The following is a 19,156-nucleotide window of genomic DNA, read 5'->3' as shown; positions in this document are numbered from 1 at the left end:
TTGAAAACCAAGGGAGCGATTCTGCACGACGTCGGCGGGCCCTGGTCCGTCGAGGAATTCGAACTCGACCCGCCCCGCGCCGGCGAAGTCCTCGTCGAGATGGCGGCGGCCGGGCTGTGCCACTCCGACGACCACATCCTCAACGGCGACATGTCGGCGCCCAACGAGGTGATGCGGTCCCTCGGCCTGCCGACCATGTTCCCGACGATCGGGGGCCACGAGGGCTCCGGCATCGTGCGCGAAGTCGGCGACGGCGTAACGGATTTCGCGCCCGGCGACCATGTGGTGATGTCGTTCGTCGCGGTGTGCGGACAGTGCCGCTGGTGCGCGTCGGGCATGGAATACATCTGCGACGTCGGCGCTTTCACGCTGACCCCGGGAATGCCGACCGACGGCACCTTCCGTCATCACACCGCCGACGGCCGGCCCCTGGGCCATCTGGCCAAGGTGGGGGCGTTCGCCGAACACACCGTGGTGTCGACCAGGTCGCTGGTGAAGATCGAGCCGCACCTGCCGCTCGCGCCGAGCGCGCTGCTGTCTTGCGCCATTCCCACCGGTTACGGTTCGGCGGCCAACCGCGCCGGCGTGCGCGGCGGTGACACCGTCGTCGTCGTCGGGGTCGGCGGGATCGGGACGGGCGCGATCCAGGGCGCGCGGATCAGCGGCGCCGCGCAGATCGTCGCCGTCGACCCGGTGGACTTCAAGCAGAAGTCGGCGCTGCAGTTCGGCGCCACCCACAGCGCGGCCACGATCGCCGAGGCGCAGGAGATGGTGCGGGACTTGACCTACGGGGTCATGGCCGACGCGGTGGTGGTTTCGCCGTCGCTGATCACGCCCGCCGACGTCCGCGACGCCCTGCAACTGACGCGCAAGGGCGGCACGTGCGTGCTGACCGGCATGACCTCGCAGCTGACCCGGTCGGTGAAGATCGACCTGCAGGACTTCATCCTGATGAACAAGACGCTGGCCGGGACGATATTCGGCTCGTGCAATCCGAAGGCGGACATCGCCCGGCTGGCGAGGCTCTATCAAGCCGGGCAGCTTCAGCTCGACGAGATGATCACCCGGCGCTATCGCCTCGACGAGATCAACGACGCGTACGACGACCTCCGCAACGGCAAGATCATCCGCGGCATCATCGATTACGGCATCAGCTGAGGCCTTTTCCGCCCATCACCCGCTGCAGCTGGCCGTACGCGTCGATGGGGCTGTGCAACGCCAGCCCGCCGTCGGCATGCACGACTTGACCCGTCACCCAGGGCAATTCGAGGACACCGACGATGGCTGCGGCCACGTCGGTCGCGGCTCCCAGACCGCCCAGGGCCGTGCGTTCGGACAGGGCTTCCACCCAGCCGGGCAGCTGCTCGGGTTTGGCCAGCATGGGCGTGCGCGTCACGCCCGGGCCGACGGCGTTGACCCGGATGCCGTGCGCGCCCCACTCCGCGGCGGCCACCTTCACCAGCATGTCCACTCCCGCCTTGGACACGCAGTAGGCGCCCATGTCGCGGTCGGCCAGGGTGCCGCTGATGCTGGAGACGGCGACGATCGAGCCGCTCACCCCCGCGTCGATCATCGCCCGCGCCGCCGCCCGGATCGTCAGCCACGTGCCCGTCAGATTGACGGCCAGCACCCGGTTCCATTCCGCGGGCGACTGGTCGAGCAGCAGCCCGGAGGCCCCAACTCCCGCGCACGTGACGACGCGGGTGGGCGCGCCGTGCTCGCGGACGGTTTGGTCCATCGCGGCCATCACCGCGTCGGGATCGCTGACGTCGCAGGCGATGTCGGCGTTGGACAGGTCCCACACCACGACGCCGTGCCCCGCGGCGCGCAACCGGCCGGCCACCTCACGCCCGATTCCGGACGCGCCGCCGGTGACCAGCGCGGTGCTCATTTCGCGCGGCCGATCAGCTCAACGAGTACCCCGTCCGGCGCTTCGATCACCGCCATCGCGACGGTCCTTCCGTCCGGGGCCACGACGTCGATGCGCCGCACGCCGTCGGTGAAACCCAACGCGGCCAAAGCGGCGAGCGTTTCGTCGACTTCACGCTGCAGTGAGAGCAACATGAACCCGTGCCGTAACGCGGTCGAATCCGGCAGTGCCTCAAGGGCACCGGCCACCTCCACCAGTTCGACAAACCCGCTGCCCGATGTCTGCGGATCGCCGAGAAACACCGATCGCAGCCGATCGCTGCCGGCCCCGAACAGTCCCGGCCAATCGCCGACGAAGTCGTAATCCATCAACTGGCTCAGTCCCAGGCCTTCGCACCAGAATCGGAGCGACCGTTCAACATCGGAGGTGCAAATCGCCGAATGATGCACACCTAACATGGGCTTCCTCTCGATTGCAGAGCTTGCCCACCATCATGCAGCGTCGATCGTTGACGCGGAACGTTTGCCTACATCTTGATCGCCGGGATCAGCCTGCTGAGGTTCCACAGGCGATCTCGTCGTGCGGACAGCGACGAGATTGCCAGCGCGACAGCCGTTATCGCAACCAGCACGGTGATCGCCTGCCAGAGCCGCCCGTCGATGCCGCCGAGGATGAGCTGGCGCAGCCCGTTGACGCCGTAGGTCATCGGGTCGAAACGATGCAGGACCTGGAAGGGTCGCGATGTGGTCTCCACGGGGTACATGCCGCCGGCGCTGACCAGCTGCAGCATCAGCAGGGCCATGATCAGCACGCGTCCCACCGCCGGGCCGACAAGCGCGTTGATCGCCTGTGTGGCGGCCACGAATGCCGCGGAGATGAGGATCATGAACCCCAGCATCGCGACGGGATGCACGGCGTGCATGCCGAGGGCGAACCGGACCACGCAGTAGAGAATGATCGCTTGGAACAGCGCGATCGCGGCCGCAGGCAAATAGCTGGCGAGCACCACCCGGATTTCCAGCACCTCCGCGGCGATCGCACGACTCTGCAAGGGCCGCAAAATCATCCACAGCACCAATGCGCCGAAGAACAGCGCCAGCGTCAGGAAGAACGGGGCCATGCCGGTGCCGAAGTTGGGCGCGGCGTTCTCGTGCGAGGCTGCGAGCTGCACCGGCCCGCCGATGGTGTCGGCGACCGCGTCCTTTTGCTGAGTCGTCCAGTTGGGCAGCTGGTTCGCCCCCTCGCCGAGCTTGCCGGCCAGCTCGGCCGACCCCGCCTTGAGTTGGTGTGCCCCGTCGTCGAGTTTGACCATGCCGCTTGCCAACTCGGCGTTGCCGGCGGCAAGCTGCTGGGCGCCGTCACGGAGCTGGGTGAGCTTGCTCGTCAGCTCCTGCCCCTTGGTGCCGACCTGGTCGAGGGCCGAACCCAGCGGGCTGCCGGGAGTGCGCATGGCGGAGGTCATCGCGATCGCGGCGTTTTGCGCGTCGGTGAGACGCTGGCGGATCTGCGGCGTGAACTGATGGCCCCGCAGCTGATCCTGGATGCCGCGCAGGTTGTTCGCCAACGGATCCTGGCGCGCGGCGAGCTGATCGATCACCGGCGACAACGCATCCGCGGCGCCGTCCTGTGCCGTGGCGATGGTGCCGATCTGGTCGTTGGCCTGCTGCAGCGCGGCCGCGCCCTGCTGCAATTGCTGCGTGTCGCCGCCGATCTGTGACAGGGCCCGGGTCACCGTGAGCAGCGGGTCGGTGGCCTGGTTGATTCCGTCGGACAATTGCTGGGCCCCGGCGGCGAGGCGCGCCGAGCCGGACCGGGCCGTGTCGAGGCCGGCGGCCAGCTGCCCGGCACCGTCGTCGAGTCGGGCCGCGCCGTCGGCGGCCTGCTTGATGCCCGCGCCCGACGAAACCACCACCGACAGCATGTGATTGACGGCCTGGCCGGAGATCCGGCTGGACACCGCGTTGAGCACCTGAGTGATGGCGGTGCGGCCGATGCTGGTGGAGATGTAGTTGTTGGCGTCGTTGTAGACGGCGATCAGGTTGGCCTTCTTCGGCTGTCCCGTCACCGGCGACGCGATCGCCGCGCTGAAGTCCGGGGGCAACTCGACCATGAAGTAGTACTTGCCGTGGTCGACTCCGTTGCGCGCTTCGGCCAGGTTTACGACGTGCCAGTCCAACCCGCCGTCCGCGGTGAGGCTCTTGGCAATTTCATCGCCGGCGTTGAACTGCTCACCGGAGACGACTGCACCGCGGTCGGAATTGACCAACGCCACCGGCATTTTGTTGGTGTGGCCGAAGGGATCCCAGAACGCCCACAGGTACAGCGCCCCGTACACCAGCGGCAGCAACATCAGCACGACGATCGCCACGCGCGTCAAACGGCTGCGACCGAAACGCTTGATCTCCGAGCCGAATGCGAGTCCAGCCAACATCGTCAATCTCCTCCGGTCAAAACGCGGCGATCGTGAAGCTCGTGCTCGGGTGCGTCGGTGCCGAGCGGGTTGGTGACTCCGACGACGACGGTGCGCTCTCTCGCGATCACACCCAGCCGATCCACCGCGATCGCTCGCCGGGAGTTGTCGCGCACCTGCTCGAGATCGCCGACCACCAGAATCGGACGATTCGACAGCAGCGCAAGCGTGATGCGCAGCAAAAACAGTTCCAGGTCGGACAATTCGACGATGTAGGTGTCCGAGGACGGCGTCGGTATGTCGCCGAAGACTTCCGTCAGCTCGGCCTGGCCGGCTTGCAGCGGCACCAGCGAATACCACGGCGCCAGCCACCGGCGTTGCTCGGCGAGTACGGTCGCCACGGTCACCGACTCTTCGAGTTCGTCGATGTCGTCGAAGGCCGCGATCGCGCACAGGCGGCGGATCGCGCGCGGCGTCGTCTCGCCAAGCACGGTCAACGAGCCGTAAGTCGCCTTGAATCGGCCCGCGAGCGTCAACAACAACGTTGTCTGACCCGGACCCCCGGGCATCTGAATCGCGTGAAAGCCCGGCGTCAGGGCGAGGTCGACCCCCGAGAACAGTGGCCTGTGCTCACCGTCGACCCCCAATCCGGCGGCGGTGATCACCGGTGCGACGTCGTCCGGTTCGTCGTTGGCATCCATGGTGTGGCTTTCCCTCATCGCCTTCAAACCGGAATCGATTCCAGCAGTGCGGTGATCACTTGCGCGAGCAGATCGGGGTTGATGGTTCCCGGACGCAGCACCTCCTCCATCGCGACGCCCAGGTTGAGGGTGACGACGAGCTGGGCGATGTCGGTCAGCCGCCGGTCGCCCGGCACGGTGTCGGTCGATTCGACGATGTGCAGCGCCTGGTCGGCCGCGGCGCGGCGGCGCTCGATCAGGCGTTCCCGAAGCTGCGGATCGCGCTGAGCGCGCAGCCAGTACTCGACCAGCAGCACGTAGTAGTCGGAATGGTCGCGGACCGAGTCGAGCACCGACCGGCTCACCTCGCGCGCGGCCGCGGCGGTGTCACCGTCGCTGCGGTCCAGCGCTATCGCGATCTGCTCGCCGCGCAGCTCGAACTCGCGGTCGAGCAGGGCCAGGAACAGCTCGTCCTTCGACTCGAAGTTGGAATAGACCGCGCCCTTGGTGAAGCCCGCGGCCTGCCCGATCGCGTCGATGGTGGCGCCGGCGAACCCCTCGGCCGCGAACACCTTCGACGCCGCATCGAGGATCCGGTCGCGGACCTCGCCGCGGGTGGGGCGGGTGCGCAGCGGTTTGACAGGCGACATGTGCAGCAGCATACCCTTCAGTATCGGTTAGATACTACCGGGTATCGAAGATCACCCCCCGGGTGGCGTCAGCCCAGCCTTGACGCGGTCCGCTCCCACAGTTCGGCGGCCAATCGTGGGTTGTCCGCCAGGCGACTGGTGTTGGCGATCTTGCGCTTGGCGTAGTACGCGCCGGGCGTCCACTGGGAAATGGGCGTGCTCGACGCCAGCCGCACCAACTGCTCGGCGCCCTGGTCCGGGCTCGAAATGAACAGCACCGCCGGGGTGTACCGCTGCATGAACACCAGAAATCGCGAACCCGAGGCAATGCCGATGTTGGAGTTGACATTGCCGGGATGCACCGCCGCGACGGAAAGGCCGCCGGCATGGTAGCGCCGGTGTAACTCCTTGGTGAACAACACGATTGCGAGCTTCGACAGTGCGTAGGCTGCGGCGGGCCTGCGGCCGGCGGTGTTCTCCAGGTCGTCGACGGTGGCACGGAAGATCAGCTTGTGCGACGAGCTGGTCGTGTTGACGATCGTCGCGCGGGACTCCAGCAGCACATCCAGCAATCGGGTGGTCAACAGGAACGGCGCCAGGTAGTTGACCTGATGGGTGCGTTCGTAGCCGTCGGGCGTCAGCTCGATCTTGCTGGCCATCCTGCCCGCATTGTTGAGCAAAACGTCGATGCGCGGGTATTGCGAACGCAATTTGTCCGCCAGCGCGCGCACCTGGGAAAGGTCGGCGTAGTCGACGACAAAATAGTCCGCGTCCAACTCGGCGGCCACCGCGGCGGTCTTGGTTTGGCAGCGGCCCACCACGACGATCCGATCGCCGGTGCGGCTGAGGCGACGGGCCGCGGCCGCGCCGATGCCGTCGCTGGCGCCCGTGATGACGATCGTCCTGCGCGTCATTGCGAGACCTCCGCACGGAGTGTAGCGATCACGCGCTAAGCGGGCCGCTCAGGCCAGCGAATAACGCACCGGCAGATGCTTGAGGCCGCCGACGAAAGTGGTAGCGACCAACTCCGGATCACCGCTCAGCTCAATGGATTTGAGCCTGGGCAGCAACTCGGTGAAGAAGCTGTTGACCTCCATGCGGGCCAACGCCGCGCCCATGCAGAAGTGCACCCCGTAGCCGAACGCCAAGTGCTTGTTGGGGTCGCGCCCGACGTCGAAGCGGAACGGGTCGACGAAGACATCCTCGTCACGGTTGCCCGAGACGTAGGACAGCAGCACCGAATCACCCGCCGCGATGGGCACCCCGCGCACGGTGGTGTCCGCGGTGGCGGTACGCATGAATTCCTTGACCGGGGTGACCCAGCGGATCATCTCCTCGGTGGCCAGCGGCATCAGGTCGAGGTTGTCGCGCAACCGCTCGAGCTGGTCGGGGTTCTCGATGAGTGCCTGCAGCCCACCGGAGATGGTGGCGCTGGTGGTGTCGTGGCCGGCGGTCGCGACGATGAGGTAGTAGGACACCGTGTCGATGTCGGACAGCGGCTCCCCGTCGACGCGGGCGTTGGCGATGGCGGACGCCAAGTCCTCGGTTGGGTGCTCGCGGCGCGCGGTGGTTACCCCGTTGAAGTACTGGAACATGTCGAACAACGCGGGCAGCTGGTCCTCGTTGGTGGTCCCCCGTTTGAATTCGGAGTCGTCGCTGCCGAACAACTCCTGGGTCAGCTTGAGCATCCTGGGGAAGTCGGCCTCGGGCAGTCCCAGCAGCGACATGATCACGAAGAGCGGGTAGTTGACCGCCACCTCCTGGACGAAATCGCATTCCGGGCTCGCGGCCATCATCTTGTCGACGTAGATCTTGGCCAGCTCGTCGACGCGAACCTTCAACGCCCGCATCGCCTTTGGGCGGAACCAATCGGAGCCGATCGCGCGGACCACTCGATGCTGGGGGTCGTCGAGGTGGATCAGGGTGCGCACGCCCGCGGCGGCCTGCATCTCGTCGCCCTCGGCGGTCGTCAGGACGGGCCGTGGCCAGTTGGTGAAGAGCATGTTCTCGCGCTCGATGTCCATGATGTCGGCGTGCTTGGTGATCGCCCAAAACGGACGGTAGTTGGGCACCTCGACCCAGGACACCGGTGCGCTGGTGCGCAGGTGAGTCAGCGCCGCGTGCAGTCGCCGCTCGTCGGTGTAGGCCAAGGGGTCGGCCAACAGCTTGGCGGACTCGTCTACCGTGGTTGTGCTCACTCGCGAAACTCCTTCATTGCGGACCTGATACACGACGCGGAGGCGTTGTAGAAGATCGGCAGCACGCGGTCGACCACGCCGCGGCATCGGTCCTTGAGGGCGGCGGCGACGCCGTCCGCCGGGCTGACCACCGCAAAGGCCGCCAGCATCTCGTCGTCTACCAGCGAACCCATCGTGTTCCACTCGCCCGCGAGCGACAGCCGGTGCAGTTCGGTCTGCGCCTCGCCCCAACCGTGCAACTCCAAGACCTTGCGGTAAGCGGGCGTCGACCCGTAGAAGGCGATCTGCTTGCGCACCGCAGCGGTGGCTGCCGTCAGCTCATCCTCGTTCTCGCCGGTCGCGATCAGCACCTCGCTGCACACTTCGAAGTCGTTGCGGCGCCGGCCGGCTCGCTGCATGCCACGCAGCAACGCCGGCATGGTGACCTCGTCGAGGTAACGCCTGGAAACCATCGGATGCCCCAGGTGACCGTCGGCGGCCTCCCCGCACATCTCGGTCATCGCCTCGCCCACCGCCGCGACGAAAACCCTGGGGACGGAGTAGGGGTGCGGCTTCGGCGTGAACATCGGGGTCATGATCTTGTGCGTGTAGAAGTCGCCCTCGAAACGCAGCTTGCCGCCGTCCTGCCACGCCGACCAGATCGCGTGCAGCGCGGCGACGAACTCGCGCATCCGGCGCGCGGGTTGGCTCCACGGCATGCTGAAGCGTTTCTCGATGTGCGGTTGAATCTGGGTGCCCAGGCCGAGGATGAACCGGCCCTTCGAGTACGCCTGCAGATCCCAACCGATGTTCGCGACGATCATCGGGTTGCGGGCGAAAGCCACCGCGATGTTGGTGCCGAGCTCGAGCCGCGACGTGTGCTCGGCGGCCAGCAGCAGCGGCAGGAACGGGTCATGGCTGGTCTCCGCGGTCCAGCCGCCGTCGTAGCCCTCTCGTTCCAGGGCCACGGCCGCGTCGGTCACCCGTGCGAGTTGATTGGGGATGCCCCCGTCGACCTTGAGTCGGGCGGCGTCGGCCATGCGGGTAACTTTACAGTAAGCAATCCAGTATGTGACCACACGCATCTGGTCGCGTGACGGAACCTCCATGAGGTAGGACATAGGCATGCCGAACACCCAGGACTGGGGAGAAACGCTCGACGACCTCGGGCGGCGCCGTCAGCACGCACGGGACATGGGCGGACCGGAGCGGCTCGACAAGCACCGCGGCAAGGGCAAGCTCGACGCCCGGGCGCGCATCGAGCGCCTCCTCGACCCGGGGACGTTCCGCGAGATCGGCACCCTGGTCGGGGGCCAGGTGGCCGCGGACGGGATCGTCGTCGGTTCCGGCTTGATCAACGGCTCGCCGGTGATGCTGGGCGCCGAGGACTTCACCACGATGGCCGGCAGCATCGGGCCCGGCGGCAACTCCAAGCGCTACCGCATCGCCGAACTCGCACTGCGCGACAGGATTCCGTTGGTGATGCTGCTGGAAGGCGCCGGCTTCCGTCCCGGCGGCGGACACTACGGCCGCACCCCCACCGATCTGCTCGCCCAGGCGCAGTGCTCGGGCCGGGTGCCGACCGTCGCCGCCGTGCTCGGCCCGTCTGCCGGGCATGGCGCGCTCGTCGCCCCGGTGTGCGACTTCCGGATCATGAGCGCCCAGGGCGCGATCTTCACCGCCGGACCGCCGGTCGTCAAAGAGTCCACCGGAGAAGAGATCTCGAAGGAGGACCTCGGCGGACCCGTCACCGCCTTGCCGAGCGGGGTGATCCACAACGTCGCCGACGACGACGAAGCGGTGATCGCCGACATCCGGCGGTACCTGTCGTATTTCCCGCGCAGCGCGTGGTCGTACCCTGCCCCGCTACCGCCGGACCAGGACAGCGAGCCACGCGCGACGCCCGAACTGCTCGACATCGTCTCGCGCGACAACCGCCGCGTGTACGACATGCGCGCCGTCCTCGACGTGATCTTCGACCGGCCCGACTGGTTCGAGGTGCAGCCACAGTACGGCAAGGCGATCATCTGCGCGCTGGCGCATCTGGGCGGGCATCCGGTCGCGGTGGTGGCCAACCAGCCCCAGGTGATCGCCGGCTCGATCGACGCCGACGCCGCGGACAAGGCGGCGCATTTCATCTTGGTGGCCGACTCGTTCCACCTACCCATCGTCTTCCTTGCCGACAACCCGGGCATGCTGCCCGGCAGCCGCTCCGAACGCAGCGGGGTGCTGCGCGCCGGCGCGCGGATGTTCGCCGCCCAGACCGCGGCCACCACGGTCAAGCTGCATCTCACCTTGCGCAAGGCCTACGGATTCGGCTCGATGGTCATGTCGCTGTTGGGTTTCGATCACCAGAGCGCGACCTTCGCCTACCCCGGCGCGACCATGGGCGCCATGAGCGCGGCGGCGCTGGGCCGGGCGACGCATGCCGGTGAGGACATCACCGCGAAACTGCGTGACGCCGAGTTGCAGGCGTCCTATCGCTCGGCCGAACATCTGGGATTCGACGAGCTCATCGATCCCCGGGAGACCCGCGATGCCTTACTCGGTGCGCTGCTTCGTGGACTGTCCAGCCGGCAGGCCGCCGCGGAGCCGGTCAGCCGGACCGTCATCATGCCCTGACCGGCGCTACTCCCCCGCCCGGTACGCCGCGATCACCGGCTCCAGTTCGTCCGGGGTGGCGCCGTGCATGATCACCGCGTCGGCGCCGTAGTCGAACTCCTTGCGGACGCGGTCCGCGCATTGGCCGGCCGACCCGGTGGCCGACGGCTCGAGCCACTCGTCGGGGATCAACGTCGCGATGTGCTCGATCTGCTCCGCGGTGGCCTTGTGGTCGATCCCGCCGGCGATCGACGTCACCACGGGATCTTCCCGGAAGCGTTGCAGCACAGCGGGATCCCAGTTGTTGGTCCGCACCATCAGGTCGCCGTAACCCTGCAGATAGGTGGCCAGGCGCGCGACCGTCTTCTTCAGCCGCAACTCCTCGGGAAGGTGGTCACCGACCGTAGCGAAGCACGACCAGACCCGCACGCTGTCCGGATCGCGGCCGGCCTTTTCGGCGGCGGACTTGACGGTCTTGACGCAGCGCTGCAGCGTCTCCGGGGTGAAGTAGGTGTGCAGGATGACGTCGTCGAACACCCGGCCGCCGAGCGCCAGCGTGTTCGGCCCGAAGGCCACCAGCGCCAACCGGATGTCCTCGTTGAAGTCCGGATCGAGGAACAGGATCGGGTACTTGCCCATCGGGCCGTCATGGTTGAAGATCAGCTCGCCGTGCCACAGCCGGCGCATGACCTGGGCCCAGTCCTCCATCTGCGCGGTGGTGACCGCCGGAATGCCGAACGCCCCGTAGATCGCCGCGATGCCGCGGCCGATACCCAGCGTGAAGCGCCCGCCGGAGAGCCGGTGCATGGTGGTGGCCCACGACCCGGTGATCAGCGGGTGGCGGGTGTTGTGATTGGTTGCCGCGGTGGCGATCTGCATCCTGGTCGTGACGGCGCAGGCGGCCCCGACGAGGCTCGACGCCTCCTTGACGTTCCACCGCTCGGAGATGAACGCGGTGCCCATCCCCAGCTCCTCGCCGCGGCGGGCCTCGTCGACCAGCGTCGCCGGCCCCTCCCCGCCCGCACCGGCCAGCAGGTAATAGCCCAATTCATTTAGGGTGCGCTCGCTCAACTCCAAACTCCTTGCCGGTAGCCGCAATTCCAGACTTCGGTGATCTGCCCGTCGACGACGCGGAACACCTCGATGCTGCCGACGTTGGTTTGGGCACCGTCCGTGGTGGTCATCGACGAGTCGTAGACGATCGCGACGTGCTCGCCGTCGTCACCGGCCGCGACGACCTTCAGGTCGAAGCGCAGCTCGTCGAACATCGCCCAGACGTCCTTGATCCGGGTGACCGCCTGCTCGCGGGTGAGCGTGTGCGCCTCGCCCACCTCGTGCCGGATCACGTTGTCCGCGAACAACTCCTCGGCCAGGGCCAGATCGTGCTGGTTCCAGACCACCAGGTTGTAGAGTTCCACCACCTCGCGGGCCGTGCGCGTGGCCGCCATCAGCCGACCACGCCGCGCAGGAATCGGTCGGTCACCCGCTGCACCCGCCGGGAGAAGATGTGTCCCACATGGCTGCCGTCATACCAGTACAGCTCGCCACCCCAGCGCTGCTGCAACGCGACCGCGGGCTCGCGCATGGCCATCCGGTCGTGCCAGGCGCCGACGATGAGTCGCCGGTCCGGCGCCGGCGCCGGGTCGACCTGCAGCGGATCGATCACCGAGGTCAGCTTCGCCACGTCCGGGGACGCCAACAGCTCCCGGAATCCGTCCCGCGACGATCCCCCACGGCCCAGGTGCCTGGCGATCATCGCGTTGAGACCGAGGATCGGCGTGTACAGCGCGACCGCATCGATCTGCCTTTCCAGATGTGAAACCAGCGCCGCGACCGGAGTTCCCATCGAAATACCGGCCACCACAACGGCACTCGCCTGTGGCTGCACCCAGCGCACCACCGCGCGGATCTCCGACACCGAGCGCATCATGCCGGCGACGTTGCCCAAGGGGTCCATATCCGGGTAGGCCGGCCATTCCCGGCGCCGGCAACCGTGACCGGGCTGCACCGGCAGTGCGACGTTGAACCCCAACTGGTGGTGGATTCGGCCGATGCGGGTCAGCAGCAGGTCTTCCGTGCCGCCCTGACCCGCGCCGTGCACCCAGATGAGCCACGGTCTGGGGCCATCGGTGTGCCGGCACAGGTGCACCACCGCACGCGCGGGCCCGCCCAGGCCCTCGGCTCGCAGCGTTTTCGGCAACCCCGGATCGTGCTCGAACTTCATCCGCTCGTAGGCGAGATTGCCGATGCGGCGCCGCCGCACCGAACTCGGGCGCAACGGCGGCGGGTCCGCGTGCGCGCGGTCGATGCCCAGGGCGGACAACTCCTCTGCGGCGGCCGCGCAGCCCCCCAGCGGCCGCATCGCCGCCGGTTGGCCGCCGATCAGTGAAAAGCCACTCAGCACAAGCTCATCCAGCAGCACCTCGCCGAACTGGCGCACACCGCGTGGGGACACGGGCGCCCAGCCGGTCGATTCGCTCAGCCCGGCCACCGTCCGGGGCAGCAACATGCCGAGCTCACGGGTCGCGTCCCTGGCGAGCCCGAGTCCGCGCGTCACCTTCGACATGGGGTGTGGTCGGAGACGCCGGCGCCGATGACGATGACGTCGACCCGGGAGTCAGCCACTTCAGTCACATCACTCCTTGCCGTGCGCGGACCGGACTGCTGAAATCTATACTGTAACGGACTTAGTATCAGGCAATCGGAGGCTCCGGCGTGAAAGTGCCATTCACCTGGAAGGTCACCGGGTGGTTCATGGTCGGGTGGTCGCCCGAATTTCCGGTCGGCGAGGTGCGCCCGCTGCACTACTTCGGCGAGGACCTGGTCGCCTACCGCGCGGAGTCCGGTGAGCTGCACGTCCTCGAGGCGCACTGCAAACATCTCGGCGCACACATCGGACACGGCGGCAAGGTGGACGGCGACTGCGTCGAATGCCCGTTCCACGGCTGGCGGTGGGGCCCCGACGGGACCAACCGGTACATCCCCTACCAACCAGACCGGCCCAACCGCGCGCTGCGGCTGCGGGTGTACCCGGTGCGCGAACAGTACGACTGCGTGTTCATCTGGCATCACCCGGACGGCAAAGAACCGCAGTGGGAAATGCCCGACATCTTCTTGAAATTTCCGCAATTCGAGACCGACCCGGCCGCCTACTACCGCGCGTACCCGGAATTCTCCCGGCACGCGGAACGCGAGCCGGTACATCCGCAGATCGTCGCCGAAAATGCCCCCGACAGCGCCCATTTCGAATACGTGCACCACGCCACGGTGACACCCCGGGTCCTGAACTGGAAGATCGTCGACCACGAATGGCAGTTCGTCGCGGGCTGGCCGGACGCGCGCAGCGACAACCCGGAGGATCTGGCGCTGCGGTTCCACAGCCACCTGTTCGGCCTCGGCGGGGCGATCAGCGTCTTCGAAGGGGCGCAGAATCATCGGCTGATCTTCACCTGCACGCCGGTCGACGACGAGTGTTCGGACCTGTTCTACTCGATCTGGTGGCCGCGGGTCCCCGGCGATGACTCCGACGTACCGGACGGCAAGCTGCGCGACGTCATCGAAAAGCAATTCCTGTCCACCGTCTTCGACGACCTGCAGATTTGGCGCTACCAGAAGTACGTGGAGCATCCGGCGCTTTCCAGAGTGGACGCGAAAGGGTATATGGCACTGCGTAAGTGGGCGACACAGTTCTATGACGTCGGGCCGGGGGTGGGCGCGCCGGCATGACAGGCGAACTGGTCGAAATCGCGGCGCCCGAGCACACCGCGATCGTCACCCAGGAATGCCAGGGGGCGGTCGTCGGGCCCGACGCAGGGCTGGCCATGCTGGCCGAGGAAGCGCGCCGGGTCGCGCTGCCGAACATCGTGCGGCTGCTGCCCGTGGCCCGGGCCGCCGGCGTCCGCGTCGTGCACTGCCTGGTGCAGCGGCGGCCCGACGGCCTCGGTTCCAATCACAACGCGAGGATCTTCGCCATGGGCCAGGGGCAGGTCGACATCACCCCGGGCACCCCGGGGGCCGCCCTGCTGCCCGAATTAGGACCGGAGCCAAGCGATCTGGTGCTGAGTCGCTGGCACGGCGTCGGACCGATGGGCGGCACCGATCTGGATGCCGTACTGCGCAACCTCGGGGTGTCCACCATCGTCATCGTCGGCGTGTCGCTGAACATCGCGATCCGCAACGTCGTCATGGACGCCGTCAACGCCGCCTACCGCGTCGTGGTGCCCCGCGATGCGGTCGCCGGCATACCCACCGAATATGGAGAGGCCGTCATCGCCAACACCCTGTCGTTGCTCGCGACCATCACCACCACCGACGAGTTGCTCCGAACGTGGGCCTCGAAATGACCGACACCGAGCCCGGAGTCCGCGGCGGATTCCCCGACATCAGGCCCGCCGACCACGCGCCGCCGGGCCTGGGCCGATTCGTCACCGCGCTGCGCCGCTTGCAGGATCTGACCGTAGCCAGCAACCCGGACAGTTCGGCGTGGACCGCCGCCGCCCGGCACATCGAGAACGCGTGTGCGTTACTCGACGGCCATCAGGTGCCCGAAGGCTTGGCGCCGGCCGGCCGCGTCCTCGAGCTACCCGGCCTGGGTCATCCCCTGATGCCGCCGTGGACCATCACCGAGTCCGGGCCGAACGGCGTCACCATGTCGGGGCATTTCACCCGGTCGCACGTGGGCGGGAACAACGCCGTGCACGGCGGCATGATCCCCCTGTTCTACGACTGGCTGCTCGGCATGGTGGTCTCCACCGCCGGCACTCCACCCACCCGAACGGCCTACCTGCGCGTCGACTACCGGAACATCACCCCGATCGACGAGCCGCTGACGGCGGCCGGCCGCATCACCGACATCGACGGCAGGAAGATCTTCATCTCGGCTACGATGACGGCCGCCGACGGCACGCTGCTCACCGAAGCGAACGGCCTGATGGTCCGACTGCTCCCGCACCAGCCTTGAAAGGCGAAATGTCCGACACGGAAACACAGTTCACGGTTCCCGGCGTCGCGGCCGCCGTCGCGGCCGCAATACCCGATCGGGAATTGCTGATTCAAGGCGCACGGCGGTACAGCTACCAACAGGTGATCGAACGCTCACACCGCCTCGCCGCGTACCTGCACTCCCGCGGGCTGGGGTGCCGCACCGAACGCTCGGCGCTCGCCGGCCACGAGGTCGGCCAGGACCTGCTGGGCGTGTACGCGTACAACGGGAACGAATTCGTCGAGGCGCTGCTCGGCGCGTTCGGAGCCCGAGTCGCCCCGTTCAACGTGAACTTCCGCTATGTCAAGAACGAGCTGCATTATCTGCTGGCCGACGCCGGGGCGACCGCCCTGGTCTATCACGCGGCCTTCGCGCCGCGGGTGGCCGAGATCCTGCCCGATCTCCCCCAGCTGCGGGTGCTGATCCAGATCGCCGACGACTCGGGCAACGAATTGCTATACGGTGCAGTGGATTACGAGTCGGCCATCGCGTCGTGCGCACCGGAGCCACCGCCGCTGCAGCATTCCCCCGACGACCTGTACGTCCTGTACACGGGCGGCACGACGGGGATGCCGAAAGGCGTGCTGTGGCGCCAGCACGACATCTTCATGACGTCGTTCGGCGGACGCAATCTGATGACCGGTGAGCCCTTCGGCTCGGTCGAGGAGATCGCGGCCGGGGTCCTCGCCGGTCCGGGCACCAAGTTGATGATCCTGCCGCCGCTGATGCACGGCGCGGCCCAGTGGAGCGTGATGACGGCCATCACGACCGGGCAGTCCGTCGTCTTCCCCGCTGTGGTCGATCACCTGGACGCAGAGGAGGTCGTCCGCACCATCGAGCGTGAGCGGGTGACCGTGGTGACGGTGGTGGGTGATGCGATGGCGCGCCCGCTGGTCGCCGCGATCGAGAAGGGGATCGCGGACGTGTCGTCGTTGGCCGTGGTGGCCAACGGCGGTGCGCTGCTCACCCCGTTCGTCAAGCAGCGGTTGATCGAGGTCCTGCCGAACGCCGTGGTGGTCGACGGCGTCGGTTCCTCGGAGACCGGCGCGCAGATGCATCACATGTCGACGTCCGGCGCCGTGCCGACGGGCACCTTCAACGCCGGGCCGGACACCTTCGTGGCCGCCGAGGACCTGGGCGCCATCCTGGATCCGGGTCACGACGGTATCGGCTGGCTGGCGCAGCGCGGTTACGTGCCGCTCGGCTACAAGGGCGACGCGGCCAAGACCGCCAAGACATTTCCCGTCATCGACGGCGTGCGATACGCGATTCCCGGGGATCGGGCGCGGCACCGCGCCGACGGCAGCGTCGAACTGCTCGGCCGCGATTCGGTGACGATCAACTCGGGCGGCGAGAAGATCTTCGCCGAGGAGGTCGAGACCGCGATCGCCTCGCATCCGTCCGTGGCCGACGTGCTGGTGGCGGGGCGCCCCAGCGAGCGGTGGGGCCAGGAGGTGGTCGCCGTCGTCGCCGTGACGCCAGGCGCCCGGGCGGACGCCGACGAGTTGATCGCGCACGCGGCGCAATCGTTGGCCCGCTACAAACTTCCCAAAGCGATCGTGTTTCGCCCGGCGATCGAGCGCAGCCCGTCGGGCAAGGCCGACTACCGCTGGGCGCGCGAGCAGGCGGTCAACGGCTGACGAGGTTCGCGACTTCCACGGTCGGACCATATTGTCTACTGTAAGAATTACAGTACGATCATACGCGTGACGACCCACGTCCACGCCGCCGCCGATGCCGACGGTCAGACCGTCAGCCTGCGCGACCCCTACCCGTTCTTCGCCCGTAAGCGCCGCGAGGCCGGGGTTTTTCGGGGGACGGTGATGGACTACTCCAAGACGCCCGAGGCGCTGATGCCCAAGCGCGAGTACTCCGCGGTCTCCTTCGAAGCGGTGAACAAGGTGTTTCGGGACGGCCGGGTGTTCAGCTCCGCGCCGTACGACAAGACGATCGGCCTGTTCATGGGGCCGACCATCCTGGCGATGGAGGGAAAGAAGCACCGCGACCATCGCAACCTGGTGTCCGCGGCGTTCAAGTCCAAGGCGCTGGCCCGCTGGGAGGACACCATCGTGCGGCCGATCTGCAACGCGCTGATCGACGAGTTCATCGACAACGGCCACGCCGACCTGGTCCGCAATTTCACCTTCGAATTCCCCACCCGCGTCATCGCCCAACTTTTGGGCTTACCCGCCGACGACCTGCCGACGTTCCGTAAGCGCGCCGTGCAATTGATCAGCTACCACGTCGACTACGAACGCGCCTTCGAGGCGTCGGCCGCGCTCAAGGATTACTTCATCGAGCAGATCGAGCGCCGCAAGTCCGAACCCACTGAGGACATCATCGGCGATCTGGTCACCGCGGAGATCGACGGCGAAAAGCTAAGCGACGAAGCCATTTACTCCTTCCTGCGGCTGCTGCTGCCGGCCGGGCTGGAGACCACGTACCGCTCGTCGGGCAACCTGCTCTACCTGCTGCTCACTCATCCCGACCAGTTCGCCGCGGTGCAAGCCGACCCCGGGCTGTTGCCGCAGGCGATCGAGGAAGGACTGCGCTTCGAGACGCCGCTGACCACCGTGCAGCGCTTCACCACCGAGGACACCGAACTGGAGGGCGTCGAGATTCCGGCGCGGTCGGTGATCGGCGTGTGCATCGGGGCCGCCAACCGCGACGAGCGGCGCTGGGAGCGCTCGGAGCAGTTCGACATCTTCCGCAAGCACCTGCCGCACATCTCCTTCGCCGCCGGCGAGCACACGTGCCTGGGTCTGCACCTGGCGCGGTTGGAGACCCGCGTCGCGGTGGAGTGCCTGCTGGATCGGGTGACCAACGTCAGCTTGGTGACCGACGACGACCCCCACATCCACGGCCAGCCCTTCCGTTCGCCGACTTCGCTTCCCGTGACGTTCGACGCCAAGTAGGGTCCCGAAAATGGTCAAAGTTATGTCGGGCTTCCGGGTCCTGGAACTCGCGCAATTCACCTTCGTCCCGGCGGCGGGCGCCATCCTGGCCGACTGGGGCGCGGACGTCATCAAGGTCGAACACCCGCTGCGCGGCGATACCCAACGCGGCTTCATCAACATGGGTGGCATCCAACTCGATCCGGAGCGGCACCCGCTGATGGAACATCCCAACCGGGGCAAGCGCAGCGTCGGGATCGACGTCTCGACGCCGGGCGGTCAGGAGGTGATCTACGAACTGGCCAAGACCTCCGACGTGTTCCTCACCAACTACATGCCGGCACAGCGGCAGAAGCACAGGTTCGATGTGGAGCACATTCGCGCGGTGAACCCGAACATCGTCTACGCGCGCGGTTCGGCATACGGCGACAAGGGCGCCGAGCGTGACACGGGCGGCTACGACGGGACGGCGTTCTGGACGCGCAGCGGCATCGGGTACGCGCTGACCCCGGAGGAGCTGGGTGGTGCGCTGGGACAAGGCATCCCAGCGTTCGGCGACTCCATCGGCGGCATGTTCATCGCCGGCGGCATCTCCGCGGCGCTGCTGCATCGCGAGCGCACCGGCGAAGCCCTCGAGCTCGACGTGTCGTTGCTGAGCACCGCGTGGTGGGCGGCGGGCGCGAGCGTGACGCAGGGCATGGAGACCGGACAGGTGATGCGCACCCCGATGCCGGGCGCCGCCGGCGCGGTGTCGGTGAACCCCTTCATGGGCAACTACGAAACCTCCGACGGCGGCACCATCAACCTGTGCATCATCAGCCCGACCGGTCTGATCCGCGATACGTTCGAGCATCTCGGCATCCCCGAGGCGGCCGACGACCCCCGCTTCTCCGACGTGCTGCCCCTGATCCAGA

Annotated in this window: 19 protein-coding genes; 8 read left to right on the top strand and 11 right to left on the bottom strand. The window is 67.4% G+C overall.

Translation table 11 applies throughout. The features are described 5' to 3' along the window. Positions 1 to 1,158: a Zn-dependent alcohol dehydrogenase gene (locus tag A5702_RS21335; RefSeq protein ID WP_068223521.1), complete on the top strand. Its 1,158-nt coding sequence runs from the start codon at positions 1 to 3 to the stop codon at positions 1,156 to 1,158. Here A5702_RS21335 and A5702_RS21330 read toward each other — a convergent pair. From A5702_RS21330 to A5702_RS21295, 8 genes are all read right to left on the bottom strand, one after another. Then, on the bottom strand, positions 1,151 to 1,891 hold the full coding sequence (locus tag A5702_RS21330; protein ID WP_068223518.1) for an SDR family NAD(P)-dependent oxidoreductase: 741 nt from the start codon (positions 1,889 to 1,891) through the stop codon (positions 1,151 to 1,153). The two genes, A5702_RS21335 and A5702_RS21330, sit on opposite strands and share 8 nt — an antisense overlap. After that, entirely contained in the window at positions 1,888 to 2,328 is a 441-nt protein-coding gene (locus A5702_RS21325) for a VOC family protein (protein ID WP_082956153.1), read from the bottom strand. The genes A5702_RS21330 and A5702_RS21325 overlap by 4 nt, the downstream gene beginning before the upstream one ends. A 68-nt stretch (positions 2,329 to 2,396) precedes the next feature. Further along, complete coding sequence (locus tag A5702_RS21320; RefSeq protein ID WP_068223515.1) at positions 2,397 to 4,301, bottom strand: YhgE/Pip domain-containing protein; 1,905 nt, start codon at positions 4,299 to 4,301, stop codon at positions 2,397 to 2,399. 2 nt (positions 4,302 to 4,303) lie between these two features. Continuing rightward, a complete protein-coding gene (locus A5702_RS21315; RefSeq protein ID WP_068223512.1) occupies positions 4,304 to 4,981 on the bottom strand; it encodes a hypothetical protein in 678 nt (225 codons plus the stop codon). Positions 4,982 to 5,004: 23 nt separating this feature from the next. Next, positions 5,005 to 5,622 carry a TetR/AcrR family transcriptional regulator gene (locus tag A5702_RS21310; RefSeq protein ID WP_067819566.1) on the bottom strand — a complete coding sequence of 206 codons (618 nt, stop codon included), beginning with the start codon at positions 5,620 to 5,622 and terminating at the stop codon, positions 5,005 to 5,007. A gap of 56 nt (positions 5,623 to 5,678) precedes the next feature. Next, entirely contained in the window at positions 5,679 to 6,503 is an 825-nt protein-coding gene (locus A5702_RS21305) for an SDR family NAD(P)-dependent oxidoreductase (RefSeq protein ID WP_068223510.1), read from the bottom strand. A 48-nt stretch (positions 6,504 to 6,551) separates the two neighbouring features. Next, positions 6,552 to 7,787: a cytochrome P450 gene (locus tag A5702_RS21300; protein ID WP_068223507.1), complete on the bottom strand. Its 1,236-nt coding sequence runs from the start codon at positions 7,785 to 7,787 to the stop codon at positions 6,552 to 6,554. Further along, positions 7,784 to 8,806 (bottom strand): LLM class F420-dependent oxidoreductase, encoded by a 1,023-nt coding sequence (locus A5702_RS21295; RefSeq protein ID WP_068223505.1) that lies wholly within the window; start codon positions 8,804 to 8,806, stop codon positions 7,784 to 7,786. Before A5702_RS21295 ends, A5702_RS21300 begins: the two co-directional genes overlap by 4 nt. An 85-nt stretch (positions 8,807 to 8,891) precedes the next feature. Here A5702_RS21295 and A5702_RS21290 point away from each other — a divergent pair, with 85 nt between their 5' ends. Next, positions 8,892 to 10,388 (top strand): acyl-CoA carboxylase subunit beta, encoded by a 1,497-nt coding sequence (locus A5702_RS21290; protein WP_067819553.1) that lies wholly within the window; start codon positions 8,892 to 8,894, stop codon positions 10,386 to 10,388. 6 nt (positions 10,389 to 10,394) lie between these two features. On the opposite strand, the gene A5702_RS21285 is transcribed toward A5702_RS21290, so the two are convergent. The 3 genes from A5702_RS21285 to A5702_RS21275 are packed head-to-tail and all read right to left on the bottom strand — an operon-like array spanning position 10,395 to position 12,933. Continuing rightward, a complete protein-coding gene (locus A5702_RS21285; RefSeq protein WP_068223502.1) occupies positions 10,395 to 11,438 on the bottom strand; it encodes a TIGR03857 family LLM class F420-dependent oxidoreductase in 1,044 nt (347 codons plus the stop codon). Then, entirely contained in the window at positions 11,435 to 11,815 is a 381-nt protein-coding gene (locus A5702_RS21280; protein WP_068223499.1) for a nuclear transport factor 2 family protein, read from the bottom strand. Before A5702_RS21280 ends, A5702_RS21285 begins: the two co-directional genes overlap by 4 nt. Then, positions 11,815 to 12,933 (bottom strand): PHB depolymerase family esterase, encoded by a 1,119-nt coding sequence (locus A5702_RS21275; RefSeq protein WP_068223497.1) that lies wholly within the window; start codon positions 12,931 to 12,933, stop codon positions 11,815 to 11,817. Before A5702_RS21275 ends, A5702_RS21280 begins: the two co-directional genes overlap by 1 nt. A gap of 149 nt (positions 12,934 to 13,082) precedes the next feature. Here A5702_RS21275 and A5702_RS21270 point away from each other — a divergent pair, with 149 nt between their 5' ends. The 6 genes from A5702_RS21270 to A5702_RS21245 all read left to right on the top strand — a co-directional run. Next, positions 13,083 to 14,093 carry a Rieske 2Fe-2S domain-containing protein gene (locus tag A5702_RS21270; protein ID WP_068223493.1) on the top strand — a complete coding sequence of 337 codons (1,011 nt, stop codon included), beginning with the start codon at positions 13,083 to 13,085 and terminating at the stop codon, positions 14,091 to 14,093. Next, positions 14,090 to 14,710, top strand: coding sequence for a cysteine hydrolase (locus A5702_RS21265; RefSeq protein ID WP_068223490.1), 621 nt, complete (start codon positions 14,090 to 14,092; stop codon positions 14,708 to 14,710). Before A5702_RS21270 ends, A5702_RS21265 begins: the two co-directional genes overlap by 4 nt. Next, positions 14,707 to 15,327, top strand: coding sequence for a PaaI family thioesterase (locus A5702_RS21260; RefSeq protein ID WP_068223487.1), 621 nt, complete (start codon positions 14,707 to 14,709; stop codon positions 15,325 to 15,327). Before A5702_RS21265 ends, A5702_RS21260 begins: the two co-directional genes overlap by 4 nt. An 8-nt stretch (positions 15,328 to 15,335) precedes the next feature. Next, the gene (locus A5702_RS21255; RefSeq protein WP_068223484.1) at positions 15,336 to 16,988 is read left to right on the top strand and encodes an acyl-CoA synthetase; all 1,653 of its coding nucleotides are present in this window, start codon (positions 15,336 to 15,338) and stop codon (positions 16,986 to 16,988) included. A gap of 66 nt (positions 16,989 to 17,054) precedes the next feature. Continuing rightward, positions 17,055 to 18,263 carry a cytochrome P450 gene (locus tag A5702_RS21250; protein ID WP_068223481.1) on the top strand — a complete coding sequence of 403 codons (1,209 nt, stop codon included), beginning with the start codon at positions 17,055 to 17,057 and terminating at the stop codon, positions 18,261 to 18,263. Between the two features lie 22 nt (positions 18,264 to 18,285). After that, a partial coding sequence (locus A5702_RS21245) for a CoA transferase (protein ID WP_068223479.1) occupies positions 18,286 to 19,156 on the top strand: 871 nt, incomplete at its 3' end.

This window comes from Mycobacterium sp. E3339 (assembly GCF_001666915.1).
In the GTDB taxonomy this organism is placed as follows: domain Bacteria; phylum Actinomycetota; class Actinomycetes; order Mycobacteriales; family Mycobacteriaceae; genus Mycobacterium.
The sequence above is the reverse complement of the archived record's forward strand: the minus strand, read 5'-3'. Positions and strand labels throughout refer to the sequence as shown.